The organism is Amycolatopsis stemonae, from assembly GCF_054781455.1.
In genome coordinates, this window is record NZ_BAAGUJ010000016.1 from 96,484 (window position 1) to 112,258 (window position 15,775).

At 71.6% G+C, this 15,775-nt stretch carries 15 protein-coding genes; 10 read left to right on the forward strand and 5 right to left on the reverse strand.

Annotated elements, in window-relative coordinates; genetic code table 11:
• Window positions 1-26: 26 nt before the first annotated feature.
• The 4 genes from ACYVLJ_RS39285 to ACYVLJ_RS39300 all read right to left on the reverse strand — a co-directional run bounded on the left by ACYVLJ_RS39285 (window position 27) and on the right by ACYVLJ_RS39300 (window position 3,924).
• Window positions 27-1,184 (reverse strand): Dyp-type peroxidase, encoded by a 1,158-nt coding sequence (locus ACYVLJ_RS39285; RefSeq protein ID WP_460442526.1) that lies wholly within the window; start codon window positions 1,182-1,184, stop codon window positions 27-29.
• A 136-nt stretch (window positions 1,185-1,320) separates the two neighbouring features.
• A complete protein-coding gene (locus ACYVLJ_RS39290; RefSeq protein ID WP_460442527.1) occupies window positions 1,321-2,478 on the reverse strand; it encodes an EfeM/EfeO family lipoprotein in 1,158 nt (385 codons plus the stop codon).
• 205 nt (window positions 2,479-2,683) lie between these two features.
• Window positions 2,684-3,466 carry an ArsR/SmtB family transcription factor gene (locus ACYVLJ_RS39295; RefSeq protein ID WP_460442468.1) on the reverse strand — a complete coding sequence of 261 codons (783 nt, stop codon included), beginning with the start codon at window positions 3,464-3,466 and terminating at the stop codon, window positions 2,684-2,686.
• Window positions 3,467-3,543: 77 nt separating this feature from the next.
• Window positions 3,544-3,924: a hypothetical protein gene (locus ACYVLJ_RS39300; RefSeq protein ID WP_460442469.1), complete on the reverse strand. Its 381-nt coding sequence runs from the start codon at window positions 3,922-3,924 to the stop codon at window positions 3,544-3,546.
• On the opposite strand from ACYVLJ_RS39300, the gene ACYVLJ_RS39305 reads away from it, so the two are divergent.
• From ACYVLJ_RS39305 to ACYVLJ_RS39320, 4 genes are all read left to right on the forward strand, one after another.
• Entirely contained in the window at window positions 3,917-4,150 is a 234-nt protein-coding gene (locus ACYVLJ_RS39305; protein WP_460442470.1) for a hypothetical protein, read from the forward strand. The two genes, ACYVLJ_RS39300 and ACYVLJ_RS39305, sit on opposite strands and share 8 nt — an antisense overlap.
• Window positions 4,151-4,276, forward strand: coding sequence for a hypothetical protein (locus ACYVLJ_RS39310; RefSeq protein WP_460442471.1), 126 nt, complete (start codon window positions 4,151-4,153; stop codon window positions 4,274-4,276). It abuts the gene before it with no gap.
• A 229-nt stretch (window positions 4,277-4,505) separates the two neighbouring features.
• Window positions 4,506-5,297 (forward strand): hypothetical protein, encoded by a 792-nt coding sequence (locus tag ACYVLJ_RS39315; protein ID WP_460442472.1) that lies wholly within the window; start codon window positions 4,506-4,508, stop codon window positions 5,295-5,297.
• Window positions 5,294-7,366 carry a serine/threonine-protein kinase gene (locus ACYVLJ_RS39320; RefSeq protein WP_460442473.1) on the forward strand — a complete coding sequence of 691 codons (2,073 nt, stop codon included), beginning with the start codon at window positions 5,294-5,296 and terminating at the stop codon, window positions 7,364-7,366. Before ACYVLJ_RS39315 ends, ACYVLJ_RS39320 begins: the two co-directional genes overlap by 4 nt.
• Here ACYVLJ_RS39320 and ACYVLJ_RS39325 read toward each other — a convergent pair.
• Entirely contained in the window at window positions 7,344-7,766 is a 423-nt protein-coding gene (locus tag ACYVLJ_RS39325; protein WP_372664324.1) for a hypothetical protein, read from the reverse strand. The genes ACYVLJ_RS39320 and ACYVLJ_RS39325 overlap by 23 nt on opposite strands.
• Before the next feature lie 282 nt (window positions 7,767-8,048).
• Between ACYVLJ_RS39325 and ACYVLJ_RS39330 the strand changes: the two genes are divergently transcribed.
• From ACYVLJ_RS39330 to ACYVLJ_RS39355, 6 genes are all read left to right on the forward strand, one after another.
• A complete protein-coding gene (locus ACYVLJ_RS39330; RefSeq protein WP_460442474.1) occupies window positions 8,049-8,603 on the forward strand; it encodes an AAA family ATPase in 555 nt (184 codons plus the stop codon).
• Between the two features lie 419 nt (window positions 8,604-9,022).
• Complete coding sequence (locus tag ACYVLJ_RS39335) at window positions 9,023-10,792, forward strand: chitinase (protein ID WP_460442475.1); 1,770 nt, start codon at window positions 9,023-9,025, stop codon at window positions 10,790-10,792.
• A gap of 43 nt (window positions 10,793-10,835) precedes the next feature.
• Window positions 10,836-11,573, forward strand: coding sequence for an IclR family transcriptional regulator (locus tag ACYVLJ_RS39340; protein ID WP_451984189.1), 738 nt, complete (start codon window positions 10,836-10,838; stop codon window positions 11,571-11,573).
• Between the two features lie 69 nt (window positions 11,574-11,642).
• Window positions 11,643-12,794 carry a 4-hydroxybenzoate 3-monooxygenase gene (locus ACYVLJ_RS39345; RefSeq protein WP_460442476.1) on the forward strand — a complete coding sequence of 384 codons (1,152 nt, stop codon included), beginning with the start codon at window positions 11,643-11,645 and terminating at the stop codon, window positions 12,792-12,794.
• A 228-nt stretch (window positions 12,795-13,022) separates the two neighbouring features.
• Complete coding sequence (locus tag ACYVLJ_RS39350; protein WP_460442477.1) at window positions 13,023-14,642, forward strand: FAD-dependent oxidoreductase; 1,620 nt, start codon at window positions 13,023-13,025, stop codon at window positions 14,640-14,642.
• 48 nt (window positions 14,643-14,690) lie between these two features.
• A complete protein-coding gene (locus tag ACYVLJ_RS39355; RefSeq protein WP_451984195.1) occupies window positions 14,691-15,746 on the forward strand; it encodes a LacI family DNA-binding transcriptional regulator in 1,056 nt (351 codons plus the stop codon).
• Window positions 15,747-15,775 lie beyond the last annotated feature (29 nt).

Here is a 15,775-nt window from a genome sequence, read left to right on the forward strand (position 1 = left end):
GATTCCTTTCGTGGTGGGACGTTCAGTCAGGTGAGCAGGGAGCGCCCGAAGTGGTCCTCCGGGCCGGTGACGCCCGGCAGCGCGAAGAAGTAGCCGCCGCCGAACGGGGAGATGTAGTCGGTCAGGGGTTCGTCGGCCAGCCGCGTCTGGACCGCCTCGAACTGGCGCTCGAGGTCCTGCTGGTAGCAGACGAAGATCAGGCCCATGTCGAGGTTGCCGTTGGTGTCGATGCCGCGGTCGTAGTTCACCGCGCGGCGCAGGATCCGGCTGGCGTCGGTTTCCGGCGTGCGCGGGTTGGCCTTCCGGATGTGGCTGGTCAGCGGGATGACGGTGCCGATCGGGTCGTCGGCGTACCGGGGGACGTCGGTCTCGGCGGTGCCGTCGAGCGGCGCGCCGGTGTCGCGCCGGCGGCCGAACATGTTCTCCTGCTCGGCGAGCGAGACCCGGTCCCAGAACTCGACGAGCATCCGGATCAGCCGGACCACCTGGTAGCTGCCGCCGGCCGCCCACGCGGGTTCGCCCGCTGCGGACGTCCACACGAGACGGTCGAAGTCGGCTTCCTCCGGGTTGGCGGTGCCGTCCTTGAAGCCCATCAGGTTCCGCGGGGTCCCTTCGGGACGCGGCGGGGAGCTGAAGCCGTTGAGCTTCCAGCGCAGCTGCATGCCGCCGCGGGTGGCGCGGGCGATGTCGCGCAGCGCGTGCAGCACGGTGTCGGTCGAGTTCGCGGACAGCGTGAGGCTCAGGTCGCCGTGGCACTGCGCGGGGTCGAGGGCGTCGTTCGGGAACGTCTTCATCGGCTTGAGCTTGGCGGGCTTGAGCTTCGCGAGCCCGTACCGGTCGTCGAACAGCGACGAGCCGACGCCGAGGACCACGCCGAGGTCGCCCCCGGGCACGACCGGCCCGAGCACGCCGGAATCGGCGGGCGGCGCGGTGATCCCGAGCGCGGCGGGTGCGCCGCCCCCGGTGAGGAACCGCGTCCGGTCGGTGATTTCGCGGAAGAGGTCGGTGAGCTCGCTCTTCGACGCGGCGACGACGTCGAACGACGCGACGATCGTCTGCGTCGGCGGCTTCCGCAGGATGGCGGCCTGGTTCCTGCCGTGGAAGGCCACGGGCGCCGTGCTGTCGGTGACGGCGGCGGACGCGCCGAGCCCGGCCCCGGCGGCCACGGTCAGGCCCGCGCCCATCGCGGCCCGGCGGAGGAAGGAGCGACGCGGCAGGCCGGCCGGGTGCGGTACGGGACAACGGGATTCGCCGGTCACGAGAGCCTCCCCGGCCGGTTCGTCGCGGCACCTCGCGGCGCGGTCCTGGGAAGCCCGGCCCTCACGAAACCCTCCTCGGCTCGGCGATGGCGGCGATCGGCGCCAGCAGCTCGGTCAGCTCGCTCACGTCGGCGTTCAGCTTCTGCCGGTCGTTTTGCGACAGCTGCGCCAGCGGGGTCCAGCTGCCGTCGGGTCGCTTCGCGGCGTCCAAAGCGGACTGCGTGCGCGTCAGCCAGCTGTCCACCTTGGACAGATCGGGGTACCGCGGCGCGAGCAGCGGGCGCAGCACGTCCAGCACCGCGCGGGTGCCGTCGAGGTTGGCGCGGGCCGTCGCCAGGGTGGTGCCGCTGCCGTAGTCGGTGCGGCCCGTCAGCTCGAACTGCAGCGTGTTCTCCATGATCTCGTGCGCGCGCAGGCCGAGGTCGTTGCCGTCGACCTGGCTGTCGCCGAAGGACTTCCGCAACGCCTGGGCGTCGGTGTCGAGCTGGTCGGCGACCCCGCCGAGCGCGCCCATGTCCTCGTTGTGCCACAGGCCCTGCTCGAGGCGGTGGAAGCCGGTGAAGCCCGGGTCGGACGTGCCGCCGGGGAGGCCGTCGGCGGTGCCGTTGAGCGCGCCGTCGGAGTCACCGAACGCGTCGTACGCCGCGCCGAGGCGCTCGTACGTCAGGTGTGCCGTCAGCCAGGCCGTCTCGCTCGCCGCGCGGTCGCCGCCGTGGACGGCGTTCTTCAGCGCGCCCGTGTTCGCCACCAGCTCGTCCAGCCCCGCCGTGACGTGCTGCTGGTAGGTCTTGAGCGGCCCGAGCAGGTCGTTGTGCGTCACCGGCGCGACGCCCGGGCCGGTCCGCTCGGCGCCGCCGCTGACCTGCACGGCCGGCCCGACGATCGCGCTGGCGTCCTCGGGCAGGCAGCGGAACGCGTAGCTGCCGTTGCCGAGGTTGACCTGCAGCGGCCGGGTGGTCGCCGCGCCGAGGCCCTCGACCTCGCCGTAGATCACGCCGGTCGCCGGGTCGATCAGGTCGACCTCGGCCGTCACGGACCCGGTGTTGTGCAGGCGGAACGTCTGCGGCCCCGGCTTCGGGTCCGACCAGCCGGTGCCGCACGCCGAGCGCGACACGGCGATCTCGGGGTCACCGGCGGACGCGCTGTCCGGCCAGAACGCGACGACGGCTCCCGCCGCGGCGGCCACGACCACGGCCGCCACGATCCAGCGGGTACGCACTGACCCCGGCACGCACACTCTCCCCGTCACTCGATCGGACCATCACCGATCACGGATTATGCGAGCCTAGCCGCCGGAAATCCGCATCGGATGGCGACGATCGGCGGGAATTCACCTGGACTTCAGCCGGTCGCTCACGAAAGAGGGATGAATCAGACGTTTCCCTGTGTCAGTTCTGTCCGGTTGGGACGGTTGGTCCGGTTGGTCACGCCGCGGGCAGCGGGGATCCGGTCTCCAGCAGGGTCTTCAGGCTGGAGAGCAGCGCGGGCCAGCCCTGGCTGCACATCTCGAGGGTGGTGCTGCCGGGGTCGAAGCCGTCGTGCAGCACGGTCAGCTTCACCGCGTCCCCGTGCGGTTCGAGCGTGAAAGTGACCTTCGAACGGCTTTCCTGCTGCAGTTTCGCGAGGGTTTCCGCGTCGACGCCGTTTCCGTCCGCCCATTCCTGGGTGAAGGTGTGCCAGGTGTAGGAAAGGCGGCGGAACGGGTCGGATTCGAGGACGACCTGGTCGGGGTGGCTCGTTTTCGCGCCGCTTTCCGCCCAGGTCATCGGCGCGCCTTTGTGCCAGTCGGTTTCGAACTCGACGCCCCAGTACTGGCGGGTGAACGCCGGTTCGGTAAGCGCTTGCCAGAGTTTTTCGGGCGTCGTGCTGATGTAGGTGGTGTACGCGAATTCGTTCATCGGAGTGGACTCCAGGGCTCGTTTGAGATCGGCGAGCGCGCCGGCCCGCCGGCGGTCGTAGCGGGTCATCCAGCGCTCGGCGATCGCGTTGATCGGCGCGGCGTCGAGGTGGTGCAGCTTTTCGCGGCCGTGCCAGGTCGTCGTGACGAGCCCGGCCGCCTCGAGCACGGCCAGGTGCTTGCTCACCGACTGGCGGGCCATGTCCAGGCCCGCGCACAGTTCGCGCAGGGTCTGCCCGTTGCGCTCGTTGAGCACGTCCAGCAGTTGTCGCCGGCTGGGGTCGGCCAGTGCCTTGAACGCCTCGTCCATCGCGCCTTCCCATGACATGCAGCCGTTTGGCTGCCTATGCACGATAGGCAGCCAAACGGCTGCATGTCAACCGGGGATCACCGGAAGCGGATCACCGTGATGCCCGCGAGCACGAAGAACACCAGGACGACCAGCGTGCTCGTCTGCCCGCCGGACGACCGCGTCACGACCTGGTCGACGGTCCCGGTCAGCCGCACCCCGCACTCGGCGACGACGGTGTGCCGCCCGGCCTCGATCCGGGTGAACTCGACCGGCGCGGTGAAGGCACCGGACGCGTCGGTGTAGGCGGAGCCGACCTCCGCGCCGTCGGCGGTCAGGGTGACCATCCGGCTCGGCTCGCAGCCCTTCCCGGAAGCGGAGAGTTCGTCGCCGGGCTGGACGCTCGGCCGGTCGAGCACCAGTTCCCCCGGCTTGGGCTCGGTGCTGGTGGTGGCCGGGGTGCCGGGTGGGGTGGACACGGGAGTGGTGGACGCCGGCGGCGTGGTCGTGGTGCTCGGCGGGCTGGTGGTCGTGCGGGGCGGGGTCGTGGTGGTGCCGGGCCGGGTCGGCGTGGTGGTCACGACGGGCGGCGTGGTCGTCGGCGGCGGCGGGGTCGTGGTGGTGACCCCGGTGACGGTGAACCGGCTGCTCGCGGTGAGCGGCTGCTTGGTCCGCGCGTTGGTGCACGTGCCGGTGACCGGGTAGGTGCCGGGCTGGGCCCCCGCGGGCACCGTGGCCGCGACCGTGCCGCTGGTCTGCTGGAGGGTCGCGTTCGCCGTCCACATCGGCGTCCCGTTCCAGGAGAAAGTGATCGCCGTGCCGCACGGGTAGAAATTCCAGGAAATGGTGAAAGAACTCCCGGCCTGTCCGCTCGACGGTTTCAAACCAACCGTTGAGGTGTATTGTGCGTTGGCGTTACCCGCGAAGGCCAGAAGGAGCGTCGCTCCCGCCGCCGCTGCCAAAAACAGGCGAACCACGAATCGCATTGGGACGTCCCTCCCCGGTGTGTGCTCGCTGTAGCATTCCGGACCAGTCGGATAACGCAAGTAGGGGATGCCCAATGGGACGTGTCATCGCGGCGGGGGTTGCGTTGGGTTTGTGCGCGGTGGTGCTGGGCGCGCCACCGGCGTCGGCGGCGGATTCCGGCTCGCTCGGCGTGCAGGTCGCCATCGACCGGCAGCCGATCGCGGACGCGACCGTCCCGATCGATCCGGCCAAGCAGGTCGAGCTGCGGGTCGTGGCCACCAACTCGGGCACCGCGCTGGTGCGGGTGCGCAGCGTGCGGCTCTCCGGCGTCGCGCTCGCCCTCACTTTCTTCGCCTACGACACGACAGCGCCGTTCGACGTGCCCGCGCGGGGCTCGGTCACCCGGACGTTCGTGCTCGACCTCGGCGACCTCGCCGGGCAGGCGACCGGGCTGCTGCCGTCGTCGGTCGAGCTGCTCGACGCCCAGCGCGGCACGCTCGGCGAAGCGACGACCGTCGCGGACGTCCGCGGTTCCTTCTGGTCGGTCTACGGCGTCTTCGGCCTGGCGATGCTCGTGCTCACGGTGCTCGCCTGGCTGACCGCGCTGCTCGCGCTGGCGCGGCACCGGCTGGCGCCCAACCGCTGGCGCCGCGGCCTGCGGTTCCTGCCCGCCGGGTTCGGGACCGGGCTGGTCGCGGTCATCTCGCTGTCCGTCCTGCGGCTGGTGCCGCCGGAGCCGGCGATCGAGATCCCGGTGGTCCTCGGTGCCGCGGCGATCGCGTTCCTGCTCGGCTACCTCACGCCGCACCCGGCGCCGCCGGCCGTCACCAGGAGTGACGAGACCGTGCGGATGGCTGTCCCCTCCACGCAGGAATTCACCCGATGAGCGCACCGGCCGAGCTGGTCGCCGCGCTGCCGCAGTACGACATCGGGGCGGAGATCGGCGAAGGCGGCATGGGGGTCGTCTTCGCGGGCGTGCACCGGTCGCTGGGGCGCAGCGTCGCGATCAAGCAGCTGCCCTGGGACGTGCTCAACCACCAGACGAGCAGCGAGCTGTTCGACCGCGAGGCCCGCGTGCTGGCCAGCCTCGACCACCCGCACATCGTGCCGGTGTACGACTACGTCCGCACGGGCCGCGAGCACCTGCTGGTGATGGAACGGCTCGACGGCGGCACCGTGCACAGCCGTTTCCACGGCGACGGCCTCAGCGGCGAGCAGTCCTGCGCGATCGGCCTGGCGATGCTCGCCGGGCTGCACGCGGCGCACCGGGCGGGCGTGCTGCACCTCGACGTCAAGCCGCGGAACCTGCTGTTCAACCTGCAGGGCGTGGTGAAGGTGGCCGACTTCGGGATCGCGCGGGTGATCAGCGAGGGCGCCACGCTCGTCACGCACGGCGGCGAGATCCTCGGCACCCCGGCGTACATCGCGCCGGAGCAGGCGATGGGCAACGCCCTGAGCCCCGCGGCCGATGTCTACGCGGCCGGTACGGTGCTGTACGAGCTGCTGTCCGGCCAGCTGCCGTTCGACAACACACGGGGCGCGATCAGCATGATGCGCCAGCACATGTTCACCGACCCGCGCCCGATTTCCGGCGTGCCGATGCCGATCGCCGGAGTGATCATGCGCGGCTTGGCGCGCGAACTCGACTCGCGCTACCGCGAAGCGGAGTCGTTCGCGGCCGACCTGGCCGCGGCCGCGACGGCGGTGTACGGCCCGGGCTGGCTCGAACGTTCGGGCGTGCCGGTGCTGCACCTGACGCCCCGGGTGATCGCGGGCCTCAACTCGGCGACCGCACCGGCCCCGCCGGAGGAGGCCCGGACGCGCCCGGTCCAGCGACCGTCCGGCCCGAACGCGACGCTGGTCGCGCCGAGCGGCGCGGCGGACACCGCAGGCCCGGGCGGCTGGGGTGTGGGCTCACCCGGAGTTGCGGGCGGGGGTGCGGCTGGCGGCGGTGCCGGGGCCGGTGTGGTGGGCGGTGGTCCGGATTCCGCTTGGCCGGGCGGCGGTGCGGGGGTCGGCGTTGCGGGCGGGGGTGCGGCTGGCGGTGGTGCCGGGGCCGGTGGTCCGAATTCTGGCTGGCCGGGGGCCGGTATGGCGGGCGGTGGTCCGGATTCCGCTTGGCCAGGCGGCGGTGCGAGAGCCGGTGCGGCGAGTGGCGGCTGGGGCTCCGGCGCCGATGCGGCCGGCGGCGGCCCGGGTTCCGGCTGGGCCGGTGACGGTTCCGGCCCGCTCGACCCCGCGTCCCACCAAGCGCGCGGCTCGGCGGCCGTCCTGTGGCTGCGGCTCGCCGCGGGGGCGGCCGCGATCGTGCTCGTCGTGCTCGCGCTGCTCAACCCGGCGCGGCTGCCGCACCCGGCGTCGTCCGCGCTGAACCTCGGGGGCTCGCCCGTGTCGTCGCCGGTGGAGGTGGACCTGAGCAAGCCGCTGATCTTGACCGGCGCCGGGAACCCGGGGCACGTCGCGCTTTCGCTGTCCGCGGCCGGCATCCCGCTCGGCTCGGCCGAAACCGACGCGAAACCGGCCGGCAACGGCTTCACCGCGCAGCTCACCCTGCCCGCGCTCGCGCGGTGGATCGTCGGCGGTGCCGTCACCGCGACGGTGCGAACCGGCACCGACACCCGGACCTTCACCCTGCTCACCAGCCAGCACCCGCTGGCCAGCGCGATGGGCGCGGGCAGTCTCATCCTGGCGCTGTTCGCGCTCGCCTACCTCGAGTCCGGGCTGCGGACGATCCGCAACGGCCACCCCTGGCGCGGCGCGTTGGTCGGCGCGCCCGTGCTGGGGCTGCTGTTCGGCGCGGTGGTCTGGTTGTGCGTTTCGGTGCTGCGCGTGCACGAGCCGTCGCCGGGGTTCGGCGCCGGGTGTGCGGTGGCCGGCGCGGTCGCGGCCGGGCTCGTCGTCGCGGCGGCGCGGCGCCGGGCGTCCACTGTGGTCAGTCGACCATCCGGACGGTGACATGCGGGCTGTAGCTCTTGCGCCGGCTCCACCCGGTTTCGGCGCAGAGGCTCAGCTGGATCGCGCGGTCGGCGGGCGCCCAGTAGCCGGTGCGGACGAAGTAGCCCTCCATCGTGTTCAGCGCGCCGAGGCGCTTGCGGGCGGAGCACATCTCCCAGCCCCACTGGCGTCCGGACTTCTCGACGCCGTTGCGCCGCACGGACAGGCACGGGTTGCCGACGGCGCGGATGTCGGCGTCGCCCTCGGTGACGTAGACGACGCCGTCGATCTTGTAGAACCGGTTGTTGTCGAGCAGCGAGACCTGCCCGGAGAGCGTGACCCCGACCCGGCCGCCTTCGTCGCCGGTGAGCGTCCAATCGAGACAGAATTCCTGGACCGGGAGTTCCAGCGACTGGGTCATGACTCGTTCCCCTTGTTCTCACTGTGCGTCCCTTTCAGAAGATAGGGAAAATCCGGACGCCGGGAAGAGGTGCGGACGATCTTCACCCGAAGGGTTCCCGGGCGTTGGATGCCTTGCGGTGCATGGGTTTTCAGGCGACCGGGTGACGTCGGGCACGTGAGGTGAGCACGGCTGCTCTTTCGGGGTGGTGTCCGCCGCACGGACGGGTCCCGTTCGATCCCGGTCACGCTGAGTGAGCTGAAGGTAAAGGAACCATTACCTTTGTCAGGACGTTGGCAGGGCATGAGCGAGCCCACTGTCATCGAACTCGGGCCACGCGACATGCTCGTCGTGGCGGGCCTGCCCGGAGCGGGCAAGACGACGATGCTCCGCCACGCGGCGCCGGGCCTCCCGGTGCTGGACTCCGACGAGGTCCGTGCCCGCCTGGCGGCGGCGGTCCCGCGGGTGCCGTACCGCTGCTACCGGCCGGTGGTCCACGCGTGGCACCGGGCGCGAGTGGTCGGCCGCGCGTTGTCGGCGGCCGGGCCACTGGTGGTCCACGAGCCGTCGACGCGCGCTTCGACCCGCGCGCTGCTGGCCTTGGTGGGCGTGGTGAGCGGCCGCCCGGTCCGGCTGTTGTTCCTGGACGTGCCGGCGTCGCAGGCGCTGGCCGGCCAGCGCAGCCGCGGCCGCGTGGTGCGGCCGCGGTCGTTCGCCCGCCACGTCCGGCGGGTGGGCAAGTGGCGGGAGGAGTTGCTCGCTTCTCGGGTGCCGACGGGGTGGCGGAGCGTGCAGGTGATCGACCGCGCCCGGGCGGGCCGCACGCGGGTGGTGGCCAAGCGGCTGGTCGCCTGCTGAGATCGGCCCCGGGCGGGCGGCGAAAGCCTGGCTCGCCGGGCCGCCGAGACTTGCACGGCGATCTGCCGGAGGCTGTCGAAGCTGCGGGCGGCGAAGGCGCTGAGGCTGGCACGGGTCGCCGAGGTCTGCACGGCGGTCTGCCGGAGGCTGTCGAAGCTGCGGGCGGCGAAGGCGCTGAGGCTGGCACGGGTCGCCGAGGCCTGCACGGCGATCTGCCGGAGGCTGTCGAAGCTGCGGGCGGCGAAGGCGCCGAGGCTGGCACGGTCGCCGGTCGAAGGCGGGCCCGCCGAGGCTCGGCCTGTCCGTCACCGCCAGTGGATGCGGCAGGTGCACCACGGCCGTCCATCACTCTCAGTTGGTCTGGACATTTTACATATTGGTCTAGACAATAAGAGGTCTCTCCCCGACTGGAGGACCCGATGAGGCGTTCCAGACTGTCCGCAACCCTCGCCGCCGTTGTGCTGGCGCTCTCCGGTCTGGTGGCCGGGACGCCCGCGCAGGCCGCCAACCTCCTCGCCAACCCCGGCTTCGAAGCCGGCTCGCTCTCCGGCTGGACCTGCGCCAACGCCACCACCGTCAGCACCCCCGTGCACGGCGGCAGCTACGCCCTCGCCGGAACGCCCGTCGGGGCCGGCTACGCCCAGTGCTCGCAGACCGTGTCCGTTCAGCCGAACACCACCTACACCGTGTCCGCCTGGGTGCGCGGGAACCCCGTCTACCTCGGGATCACCGGCGGTGCCTCGACCTGGTCCGGCAACTCCGGCGCCTACAACCAGCTCAGCCTCACCTTCACCACCGGCAGCCAGACCTCCGCCCAGCTCTACCTCCACGGCTGGTACGGCGCCGGCACCTACTACGCCGACGACGTCGTCCTCGACGGGCCCGGCGGCAGCACCCCCGGCACCCCCGGCGCGCCCGGGACCCCGGCGACCGGCGGCGTCACGACCAACTCCATCGCCCTGACCTGGGGCGCGAGCGCCGGGACCGTCACCGGGTACCGCGTCTACGAAGGCAGCACCGTCGTCGCGACGACCAGCGGGACCAGCGCCACCGTCAGCGGCCTGGGCGCCTGCACGACCCACAGCTACGCCGTCGCCGCCTACAACGGCGCCGGTGAATCCCCGAAGAGCGCGACCGCCAGCGCCACCACCACCGGCTGCGTCGACACCGGCCTGCCGAAACACGCGCTCATCGGCTACCAGCACGCCAGCTTCGCGAACGGCTCCGGCTACATCCGGATGGCGGACGTCCCGGCCGCCTGGGACATCATCGACCTCGCGTTCGGCGAGCCGACGTCCGTCACCTCGGGGGACATCCGCTTCAATCGCTGCTCCGCCACCGAATGCCCGAACGTCGAGAGCGACGCCGACTTCGTCGCCGCGATCAAGGCGAAGCAGGCGCAGGGCAAGAAGGTCCTCATCTCCATCGGCGGCCAGAACGGCCAGGTCCAGCTGACGACGACCGCCGCGCGCGACAAGTTCGTCAGCTCCGTCTCGGCGATCATCGACAAGTGGGGCCTCGACGGCCTCGACGTCGACTTCGAAGGCCACTCGCTGTCGCTCAACGCCGGGGACAACGACTTCCGCAACCCGACCACGCCGGTGATCGTCAACCTGATCTCCGCGCTGAAGTCGCTCAAGGCCAAGTACGGCTCGGGGTTCGTCCTCACGATGGCGCCGGAGACGTTCTTCGTGCAGGTCGGCTACCAGTTCTACGGCGGCACGAGCGCCGGTGACGCGCGGACCGGCGCGTACCTGCCGGTGATCCACGCGCTGCGGGACTCGCTGACCGTGCTGCACGTCCAGGACTACAACTCCGGTCCGGTCATGGGCCTTGACAACCAGTACCACACCATGGGCGGCGCGGACTTCCACATCGCGATGACCGACATGCTCAAGGCCGGCTTCACCGTGGCGAACACCGGGCAGTTCTTCCCCGGGCTGCGGCCGGACCAGATCGCGATCGGCCTGCCCGCGGCGGTCAGCGCCGGCAACGGCTACACCTCGCCCGCGGACGTCCAGACGGCGGTGAACTGCCTGGTCAAGGGCAGCGGCTGCGGCTCGTACACGCTGCGCGGCGGCACGTCGCCGGCGCTGCGCGGGCTGATGACGTGGTCGATCAACTGGGACAGGTACTACAACTGGGAGTTCCAGAACAGCCACGAGCCGTTCCTGAACTCGCTGCCGTGACGCCGGGCGGTGTGCCCCGCCCCGGTGGGGCACACTGCCTGACGTGGTGAAACGCGACTCCGTGCTGACGCGCGTCGTCCGGATCTTCGAGACGTTCGAACCGGACGCGCCCGCGCTGCGCGTCACCGACATCGCGCGGCGCGCCGGCCTGCACGTCGCGACGGCGTCGCGGCTGGTCGAAGAGCTGGTCGGGCACGGCTGGCTGCGGCGCGACCCCGATCGGAGGGTTCGAGTGGGTGTCCGGCTGTGGGAGCTCGCGTCGCGCGCGTCGCCGACGCTCGGGCTGCGCGAGGCGGCGCTGCCGTTCATGGAGGACCTGCACGCCGTCGTCGGGCACCACACGCAGCTCGCCGTGCTGGAGGACCGCGAGGTGCTGTTCGTCGAGCGGCTTTCCGCGCCCGGCGCGGTCGTCAACGTGACGCGGGTGGCCGGGCGGCTGCCGCTGCACGCGTCGTCGTCCGGGCTCGTGCTGCTCGCCCACGCGCCCGCCGACCTGCAGGAACAGGTCCTCGCGGGCCCGCTCGGCGCGTTCCGCCGGACCACGCTGACCGATCCGGCGCGGCTGCGGCGGTTCCTCGCCGACGTCCGGCGTGACGGCTACGCGTACTGCGCCGGCTTCATCGACGAGGAGACGACCGGGATCGCCGTGCCGCTGCGGGGGCCGGGCGGCCGGGTCGTCGCGGCGCTGTCGGTGATCGTGCCCAACGACCGCAACGCGCGGATGCAGATCCCGGCGCTGCGCGCGGCGGCGCGGGGAATCTCGCGGACGCTCTCTCACTGAACGAGAATGTCGTAGAGTGCGGCCCGGTGGGAGGCCCATGCTCGGGCTCTCCGCGTGAAAGGACGTTCCGTGCGCACCCAGGTCGTCATCGTCGGCGCCGGCCCGGCCGGGCTGCTGCTGTCCCACCTGCTCGGGCTCGAAGGCATCGACTCGGTGCTCGTCGAGCGGCAGACCGCCGAGTACGTCCAGGCGCGGATCCGCGCCGGCATGCTCGAGGCGGGCACGGTCGAGCTGCTGCGCTCGGCGGGCCTCGGGACCCGGCTCGACGTCGAAGGCATGGAGCACCGCGGGATCCACCTGCAGTGGCCGGGGGAGCGTCACCACCTGGACTTCGTCGACCTCGTCGGCCGGTCGGTGACCATCTACGGGCAGACCGAGGTGACCAAGGATCTGATGGCGGCGCGGGAAAAGGCGGGCCGCCCGGCGTTCTACTCGGCGTCGGACGTCACCCTGCACGACGTCACGGGCTCGCCACACGTGACCTTTGTGGACTCTTCGGGGGCGGCTCGGCGGGTCGACGCCGACGTCGTCGTCGGGTGCGACGGGTTCCACGGGCCGAGCCGCTCGTCGATCCCCGCGCCGCAGCTCTGGGAGCGGACGTACCCGTTCGCGTGGCTGGGCGTGCTGGCCGACGTCGCGCCGTCGGCGGACGAGCTGATCTACGCCTGGCACCCGGACGGCTTCGCGATGCACAGCATGCGGTCGCCGCACGTGAGCCGGTTCTACCTGCAGGTCGCGCCGGACGAGGACATCGCCGAGTGGAGCGACGACCGGATCTGGACGGCGCTCTCGACGCGTCTCGCCCACTCGGGCTGGACGCTCGAGACGGGCACGATCACGGAGAAGAGCGTCCTGCCGATGCGGAGCTTCGTCGCGACGCCGATGCGGCACGGAAACCTTTACCTGGCCGGGGATGCGGCGCACATCGTGCCGCCGACGGGCGCGAAGGGCCTGAACCTCGCGGTCGCCGACGTCTCCCTGCTGGCGCGCGCGTTGACGGCGTCGTTCCGCGGCGACGACCGGCTCGCGGAGGCCTATTCGGAGACGGCGTTGAAGCGCGTCTGGCGGTGCACGCACTTCTCGTGGTGGATGACGTCGATGCTGCACCGCCACGGCGACGACTTCGACGCCCAGCTCCAGCTCTCCCAGCTCAGCCGCACCGCGAGTTCGACGGCCGCGAAGACCGAACTGGCCGACAACTACGCAGGCCTGCCCCTGTAACCCCGTGACGGGAGGGGCATCACGCGTGATCAGAGAGGCATCACGCGTGTCTGGAGGGGCATCACCTGTGATTGGCGGGGCATCAGCGTGATGCCCCGCCAATCACGGGTGATGCCTGCTCAATCACGGGTGATGCCTCTTCGTGCACGAGTCTGGGCTTGACGTCTTGGCCTCGTGCGGCGCACCATACCCGCGTAGTAATTCGAATTATCACTGCGGGAAGGCTTTATGAGGGAACTGGACACGGAGATTCTGGTGGTCGGCGGGGGGCTGGGCGGGGTGGCCGCCGCGCTGGCCGCGGCGTCGCGCGGCCGTCGGGTCGTGCTCACCGAGGAGACCGGCTGGGTCGGCGGGCAGCTGACCGCCCAGGCCGTGCCGCCGGACGAAAACCCCTGGATCGAACGGTTCGGGTCCACCCGCACCTACCGCGACCTGCGCGCGGGCATCCGCGACCACTACCGCCGGCACTACCCGCTGCGCGCCGAAGCCGCGAAGCACCCGGAGCTGAACCCCGGCGCGGGGCGGGTCAGCAAGCTCTGCCACGAACCCCGGGTCGCCTTGGCCGTCCTCGAGGCCATGCTCGCGCCGCACGTCAGTGCCGGGCGGATCGACGTCCTCCGCCACCACCGCCCGGTCGGGGCGCACACCACCGGCGACCGCGTCGACGCCGTGACGCTCGAGAACGGCGAAGACCGCGTCACCGTCAAGGCCCGGTACGTCCTCGACGCCACCGAGAACGGCGACCTCCTGCCGCTCACCGGCACCGAACACGTCACCGGCGCCGAATCCCGGGCAGAGCACGGCGAACCGAACGCCCCCGAGCAGGCCGACCCCGCCAACCTCCAGGGCATCACGTACTGCTTCGCGGTTTCCCACCACGAAGGCGAAAACCACGTCATCGACAAGCCGGAGACCTACGGCTTCTGGCGCGACTACCAGCCGGACTTCTGGCCCGGCCCGCTGCTCGGCTTCGTCGCGCCCGACCCCCGGACGCTCGAGCCGGTCAAACGCACCTTCGTCCCGAACCCGCCGGGCGACCCGCTCGCCGTGAGCGCCGACCAGAGCGCCGACGCCGGTGACAAGGAACTCTGGGCCTTCCGCCGCATCCTCGCCCGCAACCTCCACACCGACGGCGCCTTCGACTCCGACATCACCCTGGTCAACTGGCCCCTCAACGACTACTGGCTCAAGCCGGCGCTGACCATCCCCGGCCACACGACCGAGGCGGACGTCGCGAAAGCGCACGAAGAAGCCAAGCAGCTCAGCCTGTCCGTGCTGTACTGGCTGCAGACCGAGGCGCCCCGCGCGGACGGCGGCACCGGCTTCCCCGGCCTCCGGCTGCGCCCCGACGTCACCGGCACGAAGGACGGCCTCGCGAAATCGGCGTACGTGCGCGAAGCGAGGCGCATCAAGGCCGTCACGACCGTCACCGAGCACGACGTCTCGGCGGAGATCCTCGGCGTCGACGGCCGGGTGCGGCGGGAGGACGCCGTCGGCGTCGGGAGCTACCGGATCGACCTGCACCCGTCGACCGCCGGCGACAACTACATCGACGTCGCCAGCGTGCCGTACGAGATCCCGCTGGGTGCCCTGCTGCCGATCAGCAAGACCAATCTTCTGCCCGCGGGCAAGAACATCGGCACCACGCACATCACGAACGGCTGCTTCCGGCTGCACCCCGTGGAGTGGAACATCGGCGAGGTCGCCGGGCTGCTCGCCGCGTTCGCGCTCGGCGAGGGTGCCGGGCCGCGAGACGTCAAAACCGACAGCAGGCTCTTCGAGGACTTCGCGCGTGTGCTGGACGCCGCCGGGGTGGAACGCCGGTGGCCGGAAGTGCGGGGGTACTGATCGTGCTGCCGGTAAGGTCCCGGACAGTCGCGCGGGAGGGAGTCACGGATGACCGCGGGTTCGGGCCGCGTCACGCAGGCCCAGGTGGCACGCCTGGCCGGCGTCTCGCAGGCCGTCGTGTCGATGGTGCTGAACGGCTCCGACAGCCTGCGCATCACGCCGGAGACCCGCGACCGCGTGCAGCAGGTGCTCCGCGAAACCGGGTACACCGTGGACATCATGGGCCGGCGCCTGCGCGGCGGGTCCAACCAGATCCTCGGCGTGTTCACCTACGAGTCGGTGTTCCCGTCCGGGGTGGCCGACTTCTACCGGCCGTTCCTGCTCGGCATCGAGGAGGAGGCCGAGGCGCAGGGGTTCGACCTGCTGCTGTTCACCAGCGGTGGCCGCCGCGACGGGCGCCGCCGGATCTACGAGGCGGGCACGAACCGGCTCCGCATCGCCGACGGCTCGATCCTGCTCGGCCGCCACAACGACCCGCAGGAGCTCGCGCAGCTCGTCGAGGAGCAGTTCCCGTTCGTGTTCGTCGGCCGCCGCGAGTCGCCGACCGGGCCGATCAGCTACGTCGGCGCGGACTACGTCGCGGCCACCCGTGAGGTCCACGAGTGGCTGTGGGGGCTCGGGCACCGCCGGATCGGGCTGCTCAGCGTGACCGAGGAGAACGAGCCGACGCTCGACCGCCGCGCCGGGTACGAAGCCGCGGCGCGCCGGCACCGCCGGACGCCGCTGGTGTTCCTGGAGGAAGACCCGGCCGTCGCGCTGCGACAGGCACGCGAAGAAGGTGTCACGGCGTTGCTCGTCGAGAGTTCGGCGATGGCGGACGCCATCCTGGCCTGCGCGCACGAGCTCGGCTTGGGCGTGCCCGAAGACCTGTCCATCGTGGTGCTCGGGGACGCCGACCCGTCGCAGCAGCCGCACGCGCACGCCGTGCCGAGCACCGGCACGGACTGGTCGATGTTCCGCATCCCGCGCCACGAAATGGGCGGGCACGCCGTGCGCGTGCTCGTCGGGCTGCTGAAGAACCCCAAGCCCCGCCAACTGCTCCTGCCGTGCACGATCCACGAGGGCGCCACCACGGCGAGACCCTCCACACCAGACTCCCGCTGAGGCCCGAGCGGCCTGTTGACAGCACTGGC